Genomic DNA, 13587 nt, shown 5'->3' on the forward strand with positions numbered 1-13587 from the left:
GAAACCCGCCCGACCTGCCCGACTCGCGAAACCCGCGCGTCCCTAATAATGCCGGTACCCGCCGGCCCGGAGCGGGACGCGGTTGCCGTCCGGCAGGCGGAGCACGACGCCCTCGTCCGGCTCCACGATCTGGCCGACGACGGCGTAGGTGTCGGCGGCCAGCTTGGGCGCGTCGGCCTCGGGGAGGGTGAACAGGAGCTCGTAGTCCTCGCCGCCGTAGAGCACGAACGCCTCGGGCCGCTGGTCGAACCGCTGGGCCGCGAGCGCCGTCTGGACGTGGACCGGCAACAGCCCCCCGTCGATCACCGCGCCGACCGTCCCGGCCTGGCTGAGGTGGTGGGCCTCCGACGCCAGCCCGTCCGACACGTCGATGAGCGCGCTCGGGCGGACGCCCGCCTGGGCCCACGCCTCGACGCGGTCCATCCGGGCCTGCGGCATCAGCTGGCGCTCAACGACGTAGGCGAACTCGATGAGGTCGGGCTGCGAGGTGGCCGCGCCGTCGCCCTCGGCGTCCGCCTCCATCGTCTCCTTTCCAGAGAACAGCACCTGCAAGCCGGCCGCCGCGCTGCCCAGGTCGCCCGTCACACAGAGCAGGTCGCCGGGCCGGGCGCCGCGCCGGTAGACGACGGCCTCCTCGTCGGCCTCGCCGATGACCGTCACCGTGACCGTCAGCCGGGCCGAGGCCGTCACGTCGCCGCCGACGACGGCGAGGCCGTAGCGCTCGCACGCCTGGGCGATGCCGGCGTAGAGCGTCTCGGCGCCCTCGACGGACAGGTTGTTGGGCAGGCCGAGGGCGACCGTCGCGAACCGGGGCCGCGCGTTCATCGCCGCCACGTCGCTGACGCTCGTCGCGATGGCCTTCCAGCCGAGCGCCCGCAGCGGCACGTAGGTCCGGTCGAAGTGGACGCCCTCGACGAGGGCGTCGGTCGTGACCACGTGGACGCGGCGCGGACCGTCGGAGCCGGCGCTGCCGACGCGGTAGACGGCCGCGTCGTCGCCGATGCCGGCGATCAGGTCGCGGGCGCTGGCGGCGTCGCCGAGCGCGGCCTCCATCCGGTCGATCAGGCCGAACTCGCCGACCTCGGAGACGGGCGTAAACGGCACGGCGCCATCGGGCGCGTCCTCGTCGGAGTCGGTCGGGAGGTCGGCGTCGGACATAGCGGAGAGGCGGTCGGGGCGGGCTCCAACGGTACCGAGCGCCCGGCGTGCCGCCTCCGCGCCGTCTTCAGCGCCTCTCCGCTTGGGCCAGCGGCGTTCGTTCGATGCGGACGATGGCCGTCGGCGACGACCGCGCCAGCACGTCGTCGTAGATCAGCACGACCTCCTGGCCCGTCGCCCGCTCGACGGCGTAGACCGTCACCACGCCCCGGCCACGGACGACCGTGCTGCTCTCGCCGTTCGACAGCCCGACCAGCGAGGCGTCGTAGTCGACCGAGCGGACGTCGTAGCCGTCGGGGACCTCGACGCGGTACTCGTACGGGACCTCGTCGGGCTCGGCGGTGGGGAGGAGCGTGCTGCCGTAGCCGCCGCACCCGGCGAGGACGAGGGCGAGGACGGCGAGCGCGGAGCGGACGGGCATGGCGAGTGGAGGACGTGGGCTCTTCAGGCCGCCGCTCCGCCGGCTCGCGTCACGGCAGCGTCAGCGAGCCCTGGAACGCCGGGCGGCTCGCGCCGGTCACGGCCGGCAGCCCGGTGCGGACGCCGTTGGCCCACTCGTGCGCCAGCAGCGCGAACAGGACGGCCTCCTTGGCGTCCGGGTCGAGCCCGTATGCCGCCGTCGTTTCGAGCGGGACCGGGGCGAGCGCCTCAGCCAGCCTCCCCATGAGCGTCGGGTTGTGGACGCCGCCGCCGCTCGCGATCACGCGCGCTGGCGCTGGGTCCACGAACCGGCGGACCGCCTCGGCGACGGACCGGGCCGTGACTGCCGCCGCCGTCGCCAGCAGGTCGGCCGGGGACGACGGGCCTCGGCCGACGAGCCAGTCCACGAACGGCGCCCCGAAGTCCTCCCGCCCGGTCGACTTGGGCGGCGCGGCCCGGAAGAACGGCGCCGCGAGCACGTCGTCGACGAGCGCGTTGTCCGGCGTGCCCTGGGCGGCGAGCGCGCCGGACTCGTCGTAGGGCCGGCCGGTCAGGCGGAGCGCGAGCGCGTCCAGCACCATGTTGGCCGGGCCCGTGTCGAAGGCCGAGCGCGGCGGGCCGCCGGGCGGCAGGACGGTCAGATTCGCGATGCCGCCCAGGTTGAGCAGGACTCGCGTCTCGTCGGCGTGGGCGAACAGGGCCCCGTCGAGGGTCGGCGCGAGCGGGGCGCCCTGGCCGCCGAGCGCGACATCGCCCGCGCGGAAGTCGGCCACGACGGGAGTGCCGAGGCGGGCCGCGAGCACGGCCGGGGACCCGACCTGCAACGTCGACCGGGTGGGGGCACCAGCGACCTCCTCGGCGACGGGCACGTGCTGGACCGTCTGCCCGTGGCTCCCGACCAGGTCGAGCGCGCCGGGCCCGAGCCCCGCCGCGTCGAGGGCCGCCAGAGCCACGTCCGCGAACACGTCGCCCAGGCGGGCGTGGAGCTGGCTCACCAGGCGGACGTTGGACGTGGCCACCTCGGCACACGCCGCCAACGCCGCCCGGAGCTCGGCGTCGTACGGCCGGCTCACGAAGCCAAGCGTCTCCAGCCGGAGGGCCGCCCCGGACCCGTCGAGGCGGACGACGGCCGCGTCGACGCCGTCGAGCGACGTCCCGCTCATCAGGCCGGCCACGACGCGCGGGCCGGGACAGAGGAGACGCTCCAGCGGATGGCTCATCCGCCGCGCTGGCGGAGCTCGGCCGCGCGTTCGAGCAGGGCGTCGGCCTGGTCGGGCTGGCGGGCCGCCAGCGTCTCGTAGACGATGGCCGCCTCGACGTACTGGTGCTGGGCGACGTAGATCTTGGCCAGCGTCTCCGACGCCATGTCGTTGACGTCGCCGTGGTCGAGCGAGACCTCGGGGCCGCGGTAGTTCGGGTCCGGCCGGATGCGGGGGGCGTCCTCGAGCTGGGCGATCAGCGCGTCGAGCTCGTCGGCGACGGAGCGGTCGCCGGGCGGCTCGGCCGACGGCGGCGCGGCGAACTCGTCGACGACGGCGTCGAGATCGGCGAAGGGGTCTCCGCTGGAGGGGGGCGGGACGTCGGGCGGCGGCGCGGACGGCTCCTCCGGGGGGACGATGTCGGGCTCGGCGTAGGTGCCCGGCGGCGGTGTCGGCACGTCGGCCTCGTCCACCACGTCCCACCCGGCGTCGGGGCCGTCGGTCGCCTCGGCCGGCGCGAGCGGGGGCAGGTCGCCCTCCGGCCGGACGACGGCGGCCAGGCCCGTCTCGTCGTCCCAGTCCGCCGCGACCGGCGACCCCGGCGCCGGATCGGCTGGCGCCTCCGACGTCGGCTCGGGTCCGGGCGGATCGGGCGCGCCGGCGGGGCCGGTCGAGGGCGGAGCGCCGGGGAGGCCGGCGACGTCCGAGAACACGAGGTCCGACGCATCGAGCGTCTGCGGTTCCTCTGGCAGGGACGGCGGCTCGTCCGTCGGCGGCTCGGCGGGCGGCGCGGGGGCACCGAAGTGGAGCAGCGGGCCGTCGTCGTCCTCGTCGTCGAACGGCTCGCGCGACGTGTCGGCGGCCTGGATCGCGTCGAGGGCCGTGAGGTCCGGGGCGGGCACACCGCCCGTCGAGCCCAGGATCTCGGCGAGCAACGCCTCCGCGTCGTCGTCCATCGGCACGTCCGTCGCCTCGGCGTGCTCGGCGGCCGGGGCCGGGACGGCGGGCGGGAGGCCGACCGGGGCCTCGGCGGCGACACGCGCCGCCAGCAGCCGCTCGCGCTCGCGGTGGACGAGCGGGCTCCGCGGGACGAGCGCCGCCGCGCGGCCCCACGACACGAGCGCGTCGTCGATCTGGCCGGCCGCTTCGAGCGCCGTCGCCCGGAGCACATGCGCCGCGGCGTAGGTCGGCGCCTCGGCAACGAGGGCGCCCAGCCGCTCGGCGGCCTCCGCCGGCCGGCCCTCGGCGAGCAGGCGGGCGGCGCCCAGGAGGACGGGCTCGGGGGGAGGCGGGACGGGCGAGGACATGGGCGGCCGGGCGGTCCCGCAAGCTACGCCGTCGGCGCCGGCCCCTACGCGAGCGGCGTGTCGGCGGCGTACGCCTCGAGCTGCTCGCGGTAGGCCTGGAGGAAGCTGGCGGCCATCGCCCCGTCGATGATCCGGTGGTCGTAGCTCAGCGAGACGTACATCATGTGGCGGATGGCGATGACGTCGCCGGCCTCGGTCTCGACCACGACCGGCCGCTTGACGATGGCGCCGGGCGACAGGATGGCCGTCTGGGGCTGGTTGATGATCGGCGTGCCCATCAGGCTGCCCAGGCTGCCCACGTTCGTCACGGTGAACGTGCCGCCCTGGAGCTCGTCCGGCTGGAGCTTCTTCGTCCGCGTCCGCTGGGCGAGGTCGGCGACGGTGTGGGCCAGGCCCGTCAGGTTCTGCTGGCCCGCGTTGCGGACGACCGGGACCAGCAACCCCTTGGTCCCGAGCGCGACGGCGATCCCGATGTGGTAGTCCTTCTTGATGAGCACGCGCGTGCCCTCGACGGAGGCGTTGAGCAGCGGGTGCTCGCGGAGCGGCTCGATGGCGGCCTCGATGAAGTACGGCGTGTACGTCAGCTTGACGCCCTCGCGCGCCTGGAAGTCCTTCTTGTGCGCCTCGCGGTGGCGGACGAGCCCGGTCACGTCGACCTCGGCGAAGCTGGTCACGTGGGCGCTCGTGTCCTTCGACCGCCGCATGTGCTCGGCGATGAGCTGGCGCATCCGGTCCATCTCGACGACTTCGACGCGGTCGCTCGCCGCGTCGCCCGAGACGGCCGGTGCCGGCGTCGCCTTCGGGGCCGGGGCCGAGGTCTGGCGCGCGGCCGGGGCGACGGGCGGCGCGGCCGGGGCGGCGTCCTCCGCGGCGGTCTCGGCGCCGTAGCTCTTCGACTGGGGGGCCGGCGCGGCGGACGGCTGGGCCGGGGCCTGGCCCCGCGCGTCGAGGTAGGCCATCACGTCGGCCTTCGAGACGCGGCCGTCGGAGCCGGTGCCCTCGATGGACTGGAGCTCGGAGAGCGCCACCCCCTCGGCTTGGGCGATGGACCGGACGAGCGGCGAGTAGAAGTTGCCGGCCTCGTCGCGGCGCGGGATCGGCCCGGCCGGGCCGGCGTCGCCGGCGGTCGCCGCCGCGGCGGCCTCGGCCCCAGCAGCCTCGCGGACGGCGGGCGCGGCGCTCGCCGTGGCGTCGCCGCCTGCGGCGTCTCCCTCAGAGACGTGGGCGGAGTAGCTCTTCTCATAGGGTTCGGGCTCGTGGGCCCCGGCCGGGCTCGGCGCGCCTCCCGCGGCCTCGGCCCCGTCGCCGCCCGACGGCGCGGGCTCGGCGACCGCCCCGGCCGCGCCGATCACGGCGATGGGCGTCCCGACGTCGACGGTCTCCCCTTCCTCGACCAGGATCTCCAGGAGCGTCCCGGCCTCGGGGCTGGGCACCTCGGAGTCGACCTTGTCGGTCGAGATCTCCAGGAGCGTCTCGTCCTGCTCGACCGTGTCGCCGACGGCCTTCTTCCACTCCAGGACCGTCCCCTCCATCACGCTCTCGCCCATCTTGGGCATGACCACCTCGGTCCGCGCGCCGCCGCCGGAGGGGGCCGGGACGTCGGTGGCCGACGGCGCCGCGGGCGTCTCGGCCGGGGCCTCGGCGCCGTCGCCGCCCGCGTCGGCCGGGCGGATGACGGGCGCGGCCGGCTTGGCTTCGGGCTCCGTCTCGGGCTCGACCTCGGCGAGCGCGCCGGCCTCGGGCTCCGCGGCCGGCGGTGCGGACGCGGGCGCCGACGTGGCCTCGGCCGTCACGTCCGTCTCGATCACGGCAATCGGCGTCCCGACGTCGACCGTGTCGTTTTCCTCGACCAGGATCTCCACGATCCGGCCCGCCTCGGGACTGGGGACCTCGGAGTCGACCTTGTCGGTCGAGATCTCCAGGAGCGTCTCGTCCTGCTCGACCGTGTCGCCGACGGCCTTCTTCCACTCCAGGACCGTCCCCTCCATCACACTCTCGCCCATCTTGGGCATCACAACGTCGACACGGGCCATGGGGGGAGCGCCGGAGCGCGGCTGGAGGCAGGAGGGGCCGGGCAAGATACCCCGCCCCCAACGCCGCTCCGGCCGGAACCGCTCCCGAGAACCGGGTGAAGATGGGGGCCCACTTCGCTCGCGGGAACGGAAAAATGGGAGGAGGAACCCTGACGCACTGACGCTGGGAACGGGCAGAGGGCCGCAGGTGGACGGATCCCTCACCGCTCACGCCTCACCGCTCCCGCCTCACCGCTCCCGCCTCACTGCTCACGCCAGCCGGAACAGCTCGATGCCCTCGGCCCGCCCGCGCAGCGGGACTGACCCCAGCGGCTCGGCCTCGAACCGGCCCGGGGGCAGGCGTCGCCACACGGCGTCGCTCGCGAGCACCTGGGCCTCGAGCTCCTTGTTGAGCCCCTCGACGCGCGAGGCCACGTTGACCACGTCGCCGGTCACCTTGTACTCCTTGTGCTGGGCCGAGCCGACCGTCCCGGCCACGACGTCGCCGGCGTGGAGCCCGATCCCGACGCGCGTCGCCCGGAGCTGGCCCGCGGCCACCTCGCCCTCGACGCGGGCCACGATGTCGAGCGCGGCCTCGACGGCGTTCGTGCAGTCGTCGGGCGTCGAGAGCGGGGCGCCGAAGATGGCCATGAACCCGTCGCCCAACAGTTGGTGGACGATCCCGCCGCGCGAGGTGACCGCGTCGATGGTGAGCCCGAAAAAGCGGTTGAGGAACTCGACGACGGCCTCGGGCTCGGACCCCTCCGCGAACGTCGTGAACCCGCGGACGTCGAGGAACATGACGCACACGGCGATCCGGCGGACGGGCGGGTCGGCCTCGTGCCGGAGCAATTCGTCGACGACGGCCGGGGCCGTGTGGCGGCCGAACAGGTTGAGGATCCGGCTCCGCTCGGCCTCGCGCTGGGCCGCGTCCAACGTCTGGGCCGACTGCATCGCCAGGATCGTCAGGAGCCGGGCGTCGCCCTCGGAGAAGGTCCCGCCGTCGCGCTTGTTGTACAGCGTGAGGACGCCCAGGAAGCGGGCATTCGCGATGAGCGGCGCGCACAGGACCGTCTCGACCGAGTCGTCCCAGTCGAACGACGCGAACGGCGCCTCGGCGTGGGGCGCGTCGAGCCGGAGCGTCCGCCGGTGGAGCCCCATCCAGCCGAGCAGGGCCTCGTCCGGGCGGAACGCCGAGCCCGGCCCGACGGCCGTCCGCACGAACGTCTCGCCGGAGGTGCCCGAGTGGGAGTTGACGAGGGTCACCACGCCCTGCGCGGCGCCGATGGCCCGGAGCGACCGGCGGACGAGCGCGTGGACGGCCGCGTCGAGGTCGCGGGCGCTCCCGATGGCGACGGCCACCTCGTTGAGCAGCGCGAGCTCGTCGACGGAGCGCCGCAGCCGGTCGATCTCGGAGAGCGAGGGCGAGGCCAGAGCAGGTGGAGGCGGGGAACCGGAGGATACCCGGCAGGCGGCGCCCGCGCTACCGGCCCGTCGCCGCCGCCGGGATCTCCAGCATCGTCCGCAGGCCGGGCCGCGCCGCGCCGACGCGACGCGCCGTGTTGACGACGGCGGCGACCGTCGCCGTGTCGCCGAACGTGCCGCCCTCGACCACGACCGTCATCGGCGGGTCGCCCGCGATCACGACGCGGTCCTCGTCGGGCGCCCCGACGGCCATCGTCAGCGTGAGAGAGGCCCGAAGCTCGCCGCCCACGCGGACCGTCGCCGTCTGGTGGATGCCGGCCACGTCGCCAGCCGTGACCGTCACGTGCTCGGTCTCGTGGTCCGACATCGCCATCTGGGGCCCGAACGTCTCGGCGATCTCCGCGTCGTCCCAGCCCAGCCCGGCCGCCAGCGCCTTCGCCGACTCGACCATCCCGATGTGGCCGAACCCGCCGGCCGCTTGGCGCTCGCGGAACGCGGCCTCCGACAAACCGGCGCCCACCTTCTTCTGCAACGGCCCGCGGCGGCGCCCCGCGTCGACCGACCGCGACACGTCGACGCGGTCGACGCGGGCCACGACGCCGGTCAGCACGACCGGGAGCAGGTCCATCACGAAGCCCGGGTTCACGCCCGTGCCGACGACGACGACGCCCGCCTCCCGGGCCGCCGCGTCGATCCGGTCCGAGAATCCGGGGTCCCGGTCGAACGGCCAGAACAGCTCTTCGGACGACGACACCACGTGGGCGCCGGCGGCGACGCACGCGGTCAGTTGGTTCTCGATCTGGTCGAGGAACGAGGCCGTCGTGTGGAGCACCACGTCGGGCGCCCACTCGGCCAGCGCCGTCACGTCGTCGGCCACCTCGACGCCGAGGGCGTCGCGGCCCAGCACCTCGCCCAGGTCGCGGCCCACGCGGTCGGGGTCGAGGTCGAGCGCGCCGACGAGCGTGTGGCCGTGGTCGAGGGCGAGGCGGGCGCACGCCTGGCCGATGGGACCGAGGCCGAACTGGACGAGGCGGAGGGACATGAGGGGGTCGGGGGGGGCGACCGGGAAGCTCGCCAGAGCCAGTGGGACGGCGGCAGGCCGGCACAAAAAAACCGTCGCCCCGAGACTTGGTCTCGGGGCGACGGGATCGGGCGCCGCTTCCCTGGCAAGGCGGGCGTCCGAGATCGGAGCGTCCCCACGTTCGGTGGGGAGAGATCTAACCCGGCCGACCGCCGCAGGTTGTCCGTCGCCAACGCCGCCGACGCCGCCCGCGCGACGCGCCTCTTGTCTCCCAACGACTTGCGCCGACTCGACCGACACACCCGGACGCCCTCGTCCGGCCTGGTCCTACAGCCCGAGCGCGTCGTCGAGGCGCTCCAGGAACGTGTCGACCATCCGGGCCATCTCGACGTGGACAAGCGGGGCGAGGACGGGCCGGAGGAACCCGGGCGCTGGGATCTCCAGCGTCGCCTCCATCTCGAGCGTCCCGTCGGTCCCGCCGTCGGCGGCGGGCGCGAGCGCGCACCGGCCCTCGAACCGGGCCGTGCCGACGCCCTCGACCGGCGTCCACGTGAGGACACGGGCGTCGGCGTCGGCGGCGTAGCGGCAGGCGTAGACCGTGCGGACCTTCCGGCCCGGCGGGCCGAGCGGCTCCAGCTCCCAGCGGAACGCCGTCGGCCCGGCGGCCGGGTACGGCTCGACGGCCTCGACGTGGGGGAACAGCGGGCCCCACCGGAGCACGTCTTCGAGGAACGCCCAGGCGTGGTCCGGCGAGGCCGACAAGTGGCGGGCCCGCTCGATCCGGGCGTGGGCGTCGATCACGCGGCCACCGGGACGTCGGCACCGAGATGGGCGAGCGCGGACCGGAAGATGCGGGCGCCGTCGGCCGTGCCCAGGACCGACTCGACGCACCGCTCGGGGTGCGGCATCATCCCGACCACGTTGCCCTGGGCATTGCGGATGCCGGCAATATCGCGGGCCGAGCCGTTGGGGCTGCCGCCCGGCGTGCCGTCGGCACCGACGTAGCGGAACACGACGCGGTCCCCGGCCTCCAGCTCGTCCAGTGTCTCGTCGCTCGCCGTGAAGTTGCCCTCGCCGTGCGCCACCGGCACCGTCAGGACCTCGCCCTCCGCCAGCGCCGACGTGAACGGGGTCGCCGTCGACTCGACCCGCAGGCGGACGTCGCGGCAGGCGAACCGCAGGCTCGCGTTGCGCAAGAGGGCGCCCGGAAGCAGCCCGGCCTCGCACAGCACCTGGAACCCGTTGCACACGCCGAGGACCAGCCCGCCCGTCGCCGCGAACCGGACCACGTCGCGCATGACGGGCGAGAACCGGGCGATGGCCCCGGCCCGGAGGTAGTCGCCGTACGAGAACCCGCCGGGCACGACCACCAGGTCGGCCTCGCCGACGGACCCCTCCTTGTGCCACACGAACCGGGCGTCCTGCCCCAGCACGTGCCCGAAGGCGTGGTACACGTCGTGGTCGCAGTTGGACCCGGGGAAGACGAGGACGGCGACCGTGGCCATAGGGGAACGAGGAACGGGGAAGGCGGAAGGAGGAAGGCCGAACCCGCGACATCTCCCGGACGGCCCCCTCCATGCAAACGCTAATCTAGGGGCTCGGCGGGTTGTCGCTGCCGAGACGTTTCGCCCCGGCCCCTTCCTCGTTCCTGTGATCCCCAGGGAGCTGTTCCGCAAGATCCGCCACGTCGAGGTCCGCACGCGCGGGCTGGTGGACGACGTGTTCGGGGGCGAGTACCACTCGGCGTTCAAGGGCCGCGGCATCGAGTTCGCCGAGGTCCGCCCGTACCAGATCGGCGACGACGTGCGGACGATCGACTGGAACGTGTCGGCGCGGACGGGCGAGCCCTACGTCAAGCTGTTCGAGGAGGAGCGCGAGCAGACGCTGCTCCTCGTCGTCGACGTGTCGGGGTCGGAGGACTTCGGGAGCGCGCGCGCCAAGCGGGACCTGGCCGCCGAGGTCTGCGCCGTGCTCGGGTTCTCGGCCCTGCGGAATAGCGACAAGGTGGGGTTGGTGTTGTTCACCGACCGCGTCGAGCGGTTCGTCCGGCCCAAGAAGGGGAAGCGCCACATCTTGCGGCTGCTCCGCGACCTGTACGCCCACCAACCGCTGGCGACCGGGACCGACCTGGGCGTGGCCCTCGACCACGTGCTGCGCGTTCAGCGCCGCCGCGCCATCGTGATCCTGGTCAGCGACTTCTTGGTCCCGACGGCTGCCCACGAGACGCTGGCGCGGACGTTGCGCGTGGTCTCGCAGAAGCACGACCTCGTGGCCGTCCGCCTGGTCGACCCGCGCGAGGAGGCGCTGCCGGCCGTCGGCCTGCTGCGCGTGGTCGATGCCGAGACCGGGCGCGAGGCGCTGGTGGACACGTCGAGCGCCACCGTCCGCGCCGCCTTCGCCGACCGGGCGAGCTACCGTGCCGCCCGCGCCGAGGCCACGCTCCAGCGCGCCCGCGTCGACCACGTCACGCTGCGGACGGACCAGGACTACGTCGAGCCGCTGGCGTCGTTTTTCCGGCACCGGGTGCGGCGATGAAGGGGACGGGGAACGGGGGACGGGGAACGGGCGGACATCGCCGACAGAGTCCGTGGGGTTCGCCCAGGGCACGAACTCGGCGCGTCACGGTGGCTCGTGGGGCGGTCCGGCTCGCGCTCGCCGTTTTCTGTTTCCTCTTTCCTCTTTCCTCGACGGCCCAGACGGCGCGGCTGACGGTGCTCGCGGACTCGGTCTCGGCCGGGACGCCGTTCGAGGTGGCCGTGACGGTGACGCACGGGCCGGGCCGCCAGGTCACGTTCCCCGCCGTGCCGCCCGGCGCGCCCGAGACCGCGACGCTCGCGCTGGGCGACGCCCAAGCGCTCGCCGTCCGCCGGCTCCCGCCGTCTGTCCGCGGCAGCGCCCGCGTCGACAGCGCCGTCTACCGCGTCGTCGTGTTCACGGCCGACTCGGCGCGCGTCGGTCCGGTCGCGGTCCGGGTGGCCGAGCCCGGGAGCGTGGGGACGGTCTCGACGGGGAGCGCGCTCGTGCCTGTCCGGTCGGTGCTGCGGGGCGAGGCCGAGCCGTACGAGCCGGCGCCCATCGGCCCAGTGGAAGCGTTCCCGAGCGCGGCGCCGCTGTGGACGGCCCTCGCTCTGCTGGCGGCGCTCATGGCGGGCGGCGCGGTGTGGGGGCTCCGCCACACGCTCCGACGGCCCGAGGCCCGCGTCGTCGTCGGCCCGTACGCCGCAGCGACGGCCCGGCTCGACGCGCTCGACCGCGAGGCGCCGGCGGAGGGAGCGGCGCCCGAGACTATCGAGACGCACGTGGTGGCCGTGCGCGACGCGCTCCGCGGCTACCTCGCCGACCGACTGGGCGTGCCCGCCCGTGAGGCCACGAGCCAAGAGATTCTCGACCGCCTCGACGCCGACGCCCGCGTCTCGGACGAGGCCACCGACGCCGTCCGCCACGCCCTGCGGCCCGCCGACCTCGTGGCCTTCGCCCGGGTCCGCCCCGCGCCCGACGCCGTCGCCCGGCTCCGCGCCGCCACGCGAGCGGCCGTCGACGCGGTGGAAGGCGGTGTTGGGGATGGGGAACGGGAAATGGGGAACGGGCAGAGTTCGACCGCCGAGGCGGACGCCCTCCCCCCCGGCAACGCCCCCAGTCCCCAGTCCCCAGTCCCCAGTCCCTGAGCCCCCGTGCACCAGCCCGTCGGCCCGCCGTTCTCCGACACGCTCGTCCGCCGCTTGCGGGAGGCCGACCGCGTGGCCGTGCTCACCGGCGCCGGCATCTCGGCCGAGAGCGGGGTCCCCACGTTCCGCGACCCCGACGGGCTGTGGCAGCGGTTCCGCCCCGAGGAGCTGGCGAATGTCGAGGCGTTCCTGGCCAACCCGACGCTCGTGCAGGGCTGGTACGCCCACCGCCGGGCCCTGGTCGAGGACGTCGAGCCGAACGCCGGCCACCGCGCGCTCGCCGCGCTCGAGCGGTGGGTGACCGCGCGCGGCGGCGACTTCTTGCTGGCGACCCAGAACGTCGACGGGCTCCACGCCCGGGCCGGCAGCGAGCGGCTCGTCGAGCTCCACGGCTCGCTCCTCCGGTCCCATTGCATCGACTGCGCCGCCGAGGCGGACGAGTCGGCCGACGCCCGGGGCCCGCTGACGTGCCAGGCCTGCGGCGGGCTCGTCCGCCCCGACGTGGTGTGGTTCGGCGAGCAGCTCCCCGAGGCCGCCTTCGCCCAAGCCGAGCAGGCCGCAGCGCTGGCCGACGTGTACCTCTCGGTCGGCACGAGCGCGGTCGTGTACCCGGCGGCCGGCCTGCCCCTCCTCGCCCGCCAGGCCGGCGCCTACGTGGCCGAGGTCAACCCCACGCCGAGCGACATCGCGGGCCGCGTGAGCGAGCAGGTCCGGGGGACGGCGGGGGAGGTGCTGCCGGCGCTCGTCGCTGCGCTCGGCGGGGCATCAGGAATCAGGGGCCAGGAATCAGGAGGGAACGATGGGTGACGAGCGAACGCGACCGATCAAGCGGTACACGGACCTCACGGTCTGGCAGTCCGCCATGGACTTCACCGACGCGATCTACGGGGCGTCTGCCACCTTTCCAAAGCATGAGGCGTTCGGGCTCACCTCCCAGATCCGCCGCGCTGCGGTTTCGATCCCCTCGAACATCGCAGAGGGGTGGGGTCGGGCCCAGACCGGCGAGTACCCCAGGGCGAGCGCATGCCACTGATCTCCGGCCCGGACCCCCAGTCCGAGCGCCCATCGCTCCGCTCAGCGGGCGCTCAGACTGTCCCCCTTCAAGGGGGACAGCTTTCCGAGCCTGGGAGCGGAGCGACCGGCCGGAAAGCGGGGGGTCTGGGTCTAGCATGCGCTCGCCCTGGTGAGTACCTCCAGTTTCTCCGCTACGCACGCGGGTCGCTCTACGAAATCGAGACCCAACTCCGCATCGCAGCCCGACGCGGCTACATCGACCCCGACGCCGTTCCGGCTTTGCTGAATCAGTCAGTCCAGATCAGCAAGATGCTCTCCGGCCTGGTGAAGTCGCTCAAAGCCCGCTGATTCCTGACTCCTGATTCC

The 13587-nt window shown here is 74.5% G+C and carries 14 protein-coding genes; 5 read left to right on the plus strand and 9 right to left on the minus strand.

Going from position 1 to position 13587, the window contains the following annotated elements:
- Positions 1-42 precede the first annotated feature (42 nt).
- From thiL to purQ, 9 genes are all read right to left on the minus strand, one after another.
- Positions 43-1158, minus strand: coding sequence for a thiamine-phosphate kinase (gene thiL / locus ACOOHE_RS17925; protein ID WP_420455462.1), 1116 nt, complete (start codon positions 1156-1158; stop codon positions 43-45).
- 67 nt (positions 1159-1225) lie between these two features.
- A complete protein-coding gene (locus ACOOHE_RS17930; protein WP_420455463.1) occupies positions 1226-1579 on the minus strand; it encodes a hypothetical protein in 354 nt (117 codons plus the stop codon).
- Between the two features lie 49 nt (positions 1580-1628).
- Positions 1629-2798, minus strand: coding sequence for an anhydro-N-acetylmuramic acid kinase (locus ACOOHE_RS17935; protein ID WP_420455464.1), 1170 nt, complete (start codon positions 2796-2798; stop codon positions 1629-1631).
- On the minus strand, positions 2795-4084 hold the full coding sequence (locus tag ACOOHE_RS17940; protein ID WP_420455465.1) for a tetratricopeptide repeat protein: 1290 nt from the start codon (positions 4082-4084) through the stop codon (positions 2795-2797). Before ACOOHE_RS17940 ends, ACOOHE_RS17935 begins: the two co-directional genes overlap by 4 nt.
- Positions 4085-4128: 44 nt before the next feature.
- The gene (sucB, locus tag ACOOHE_RS17945) at positions 4129-6117 is read right to left on the minus strand and encodes a 2-oxoglutarate dehydrogenase, E2 component, dihydrolipoamide succinyltransferase (RefSeq protein ID WP_420455466.1); all 1989 of its coding nucleotides are present in this window, start codon (positions 6115-6117) and stop codon (positions 4129-4131) included.
- 249 nt (positions 6118-6366) lie between these two features.
- Positions 6367-7458 carry an adenylate/guanylate cyclase domain-containing protein gene (locus ACOOHE_RS17950; protein WP_420455467.1) on the minus strand — a complete coding sequence of 364 codons (1092 nt, stop codon included), beginning with the start codon at positions 7456-7458 and terminating at the stop codon, positions 6367-6369.
- A 121-nt stretch (positions 7459-7579) separates the two neighbouring features.
- Entirely contained in the window at positions 7580-8563 is a 984-nt protein-coding gene (locus ACOOHE_RS17955) for a dihydrodipicolinate reductase (protein ID WP_420455468.1), read from the minus strand.
- A gap of 306 nt (positions 8564-8869) precedes the next feature.
- Complete coding sequence (locus ACOOHE_RS17960) at positions 8870-9343, minus strand: SRPBCC family protein (RefSeq protein ID WP_420455469.1); 474 nt, start codon at positions 9341-9343, stop codon at positions 8870-8872.
- Positions 9340-10047: a phosphoribosylformylglycinamidine synthase subunit PurQ gene (gene purQ, locus ACOOHE_RS17965; protein ID WP_420455470.1), complete on the minus strand. Its 708-nt coding sequence runs from the start codon at positions 10045-10047 to the stop codon at positions 9340-9342. Before purQ ends, ACOOHE_RS17960 begins: the two co-directional genes overlap by 4 nt.
- A gap of 145 nt (positions 10048-10192) precedes the next feature.
- On the opposite strand from purQ, the gene ACOOHE_RS17970 reads away from it, so the two are divergent.
- The 5 genes from ACOOHE_RS17970 (at position 10193) to ACOOHE_RS17990 (ending at position 13569) form a co-directional block, all read left to right on the plus strand.
- Positions 10193-11077: a DUF58 domain-containing protein gene (locus tag ACOOHE_RS17970; protein WP_420455471.1), complete on the plus strand. Its 885-nt coding sequence runs from the start codon at positions 10193-10195 to the stop codon at positions 11075-11077.
- 176 nt (positions 11078-11253) lie between these two features.
- Complete coding sequence (locus tag ACOOHE_RS17975) at positions 11254-12207, plus strand: hypothetical protein (protein WP_420455472.1); 954 nt, start codon at positions 11254-11256, stop codon at positions 12205-12207.
- Positions 12208-12213: 6 nt separating this feature from the next.
- The gene (locus ACOOHE_RS17980) at positions 12214-13014 is read left to right on the plus strand and encodes an SIR2 family NAD-dependent protein deacylase (protein WP_420455473.1); all 801 of its coding nucleotides are present in this window, start codon (positions 12214-12216) and stop codon (positions 13012-13014) included.
- Positions 13007-13240 carry a four helix bundle protein gene (locus ACOOHE_RS17985; RefSeq protein WP_420455474.1) on the plus strand — a complete coding sequence of 78 codons (234 nt, stop codon included), beginning with the start codon at positions 13007-13009 and terminating at the stop codon, positions 13238-13240. Before ACOOHE_RS17980 ends, ACOOHE_RS17985 begins: the two co-directional genes overlap by 8 nt.
- Entirely contained in the window at positions 13231-13569 is a 339-nt protein-coding gene (locus tag ACOOHE_RS17990) for a four helix bundle protein (protein ID WP_420455475.1), read from the plus strand. The genes ACOOHE_RS17985 and ACOOHE_RS17990 overlap by 10 nt, the downstream gene beginning before the upstream one ends.
- The last annotated feature ends 18 nt before the right edge of the window (positions 13570-13587 follow it).

The organism is Rubrivirga sp., from assembly GCF_965213695.1.
Lineage (GTDB): Bacteria > Bacteroidota > Rhodothermia > Rhodothermales > Rubricoccaceae > Rubrivirga.

Coding starts and splice junctions, on each gene's coding strand:
- sucB (WP_420455466.1), bottom strand. CDS start 6,117: ATGGCCCGTGTCGACGTTGTGATGCCCAAGATGGGCGAGAGTGTGATG.
- ACOOHE_RS17985 (WP_420455474.1), top strand. CDS start 13,007: ATGGGTGACGAGCGAACGCGACCGATCAAGCGGTACACGGACCTCACG.
- ACOOHE_RS17930 (WP_420455463.1), bottom strand. CDS start 1,579: ATGCCCGTCCGCTCCGCGCTCGCCGTCCTCGCCCTCGTCCTCGCCGGG.
- ACOOHE_RS17955 (WP_420455468.1), bottom strand. CDS start 8,563: ATGTCCCTCCGCCTCGTCCAGTTCGGCCTCGGTCCCATCGGCCAGGCG.
- ACOOHE_RS17940 (WP_420455465.1), bottom strand. CDS start 4,084: ATGTCCTCGCCCGTCCCGCCTCCCCCCGAGCCCGTCCTCCTGGGCGCC.
- ACOOHE_RS17990 (WP_420455475.1), top strand. CDS start 13,231: ATGCCACTGATCTCCGGCCCGGACCCCCAGTCCGAGCGCCCATCGCTC.
- purQ (WP_420455470.1), bottom strand. CDS start 10,047: ATGGCCACGGTCGCCGTCCTCGTCTTCCCCGGGTCCAACTGCGACCAC.
- ACOOHE_RS17935 (WP_420455464.1), bottom strand. CDS start 2,798: ATGAGCCATCCGCTGGAGCGTCTCCTCTGTCCCGGCCCGCGCGTCGTG.
- thiL (WP_420455462.1), bottom strand. CDS start 1,158: ATGTCCGACGCCGACCTCCCGACCGACTCCGACGAGGACGCGCCCGAT.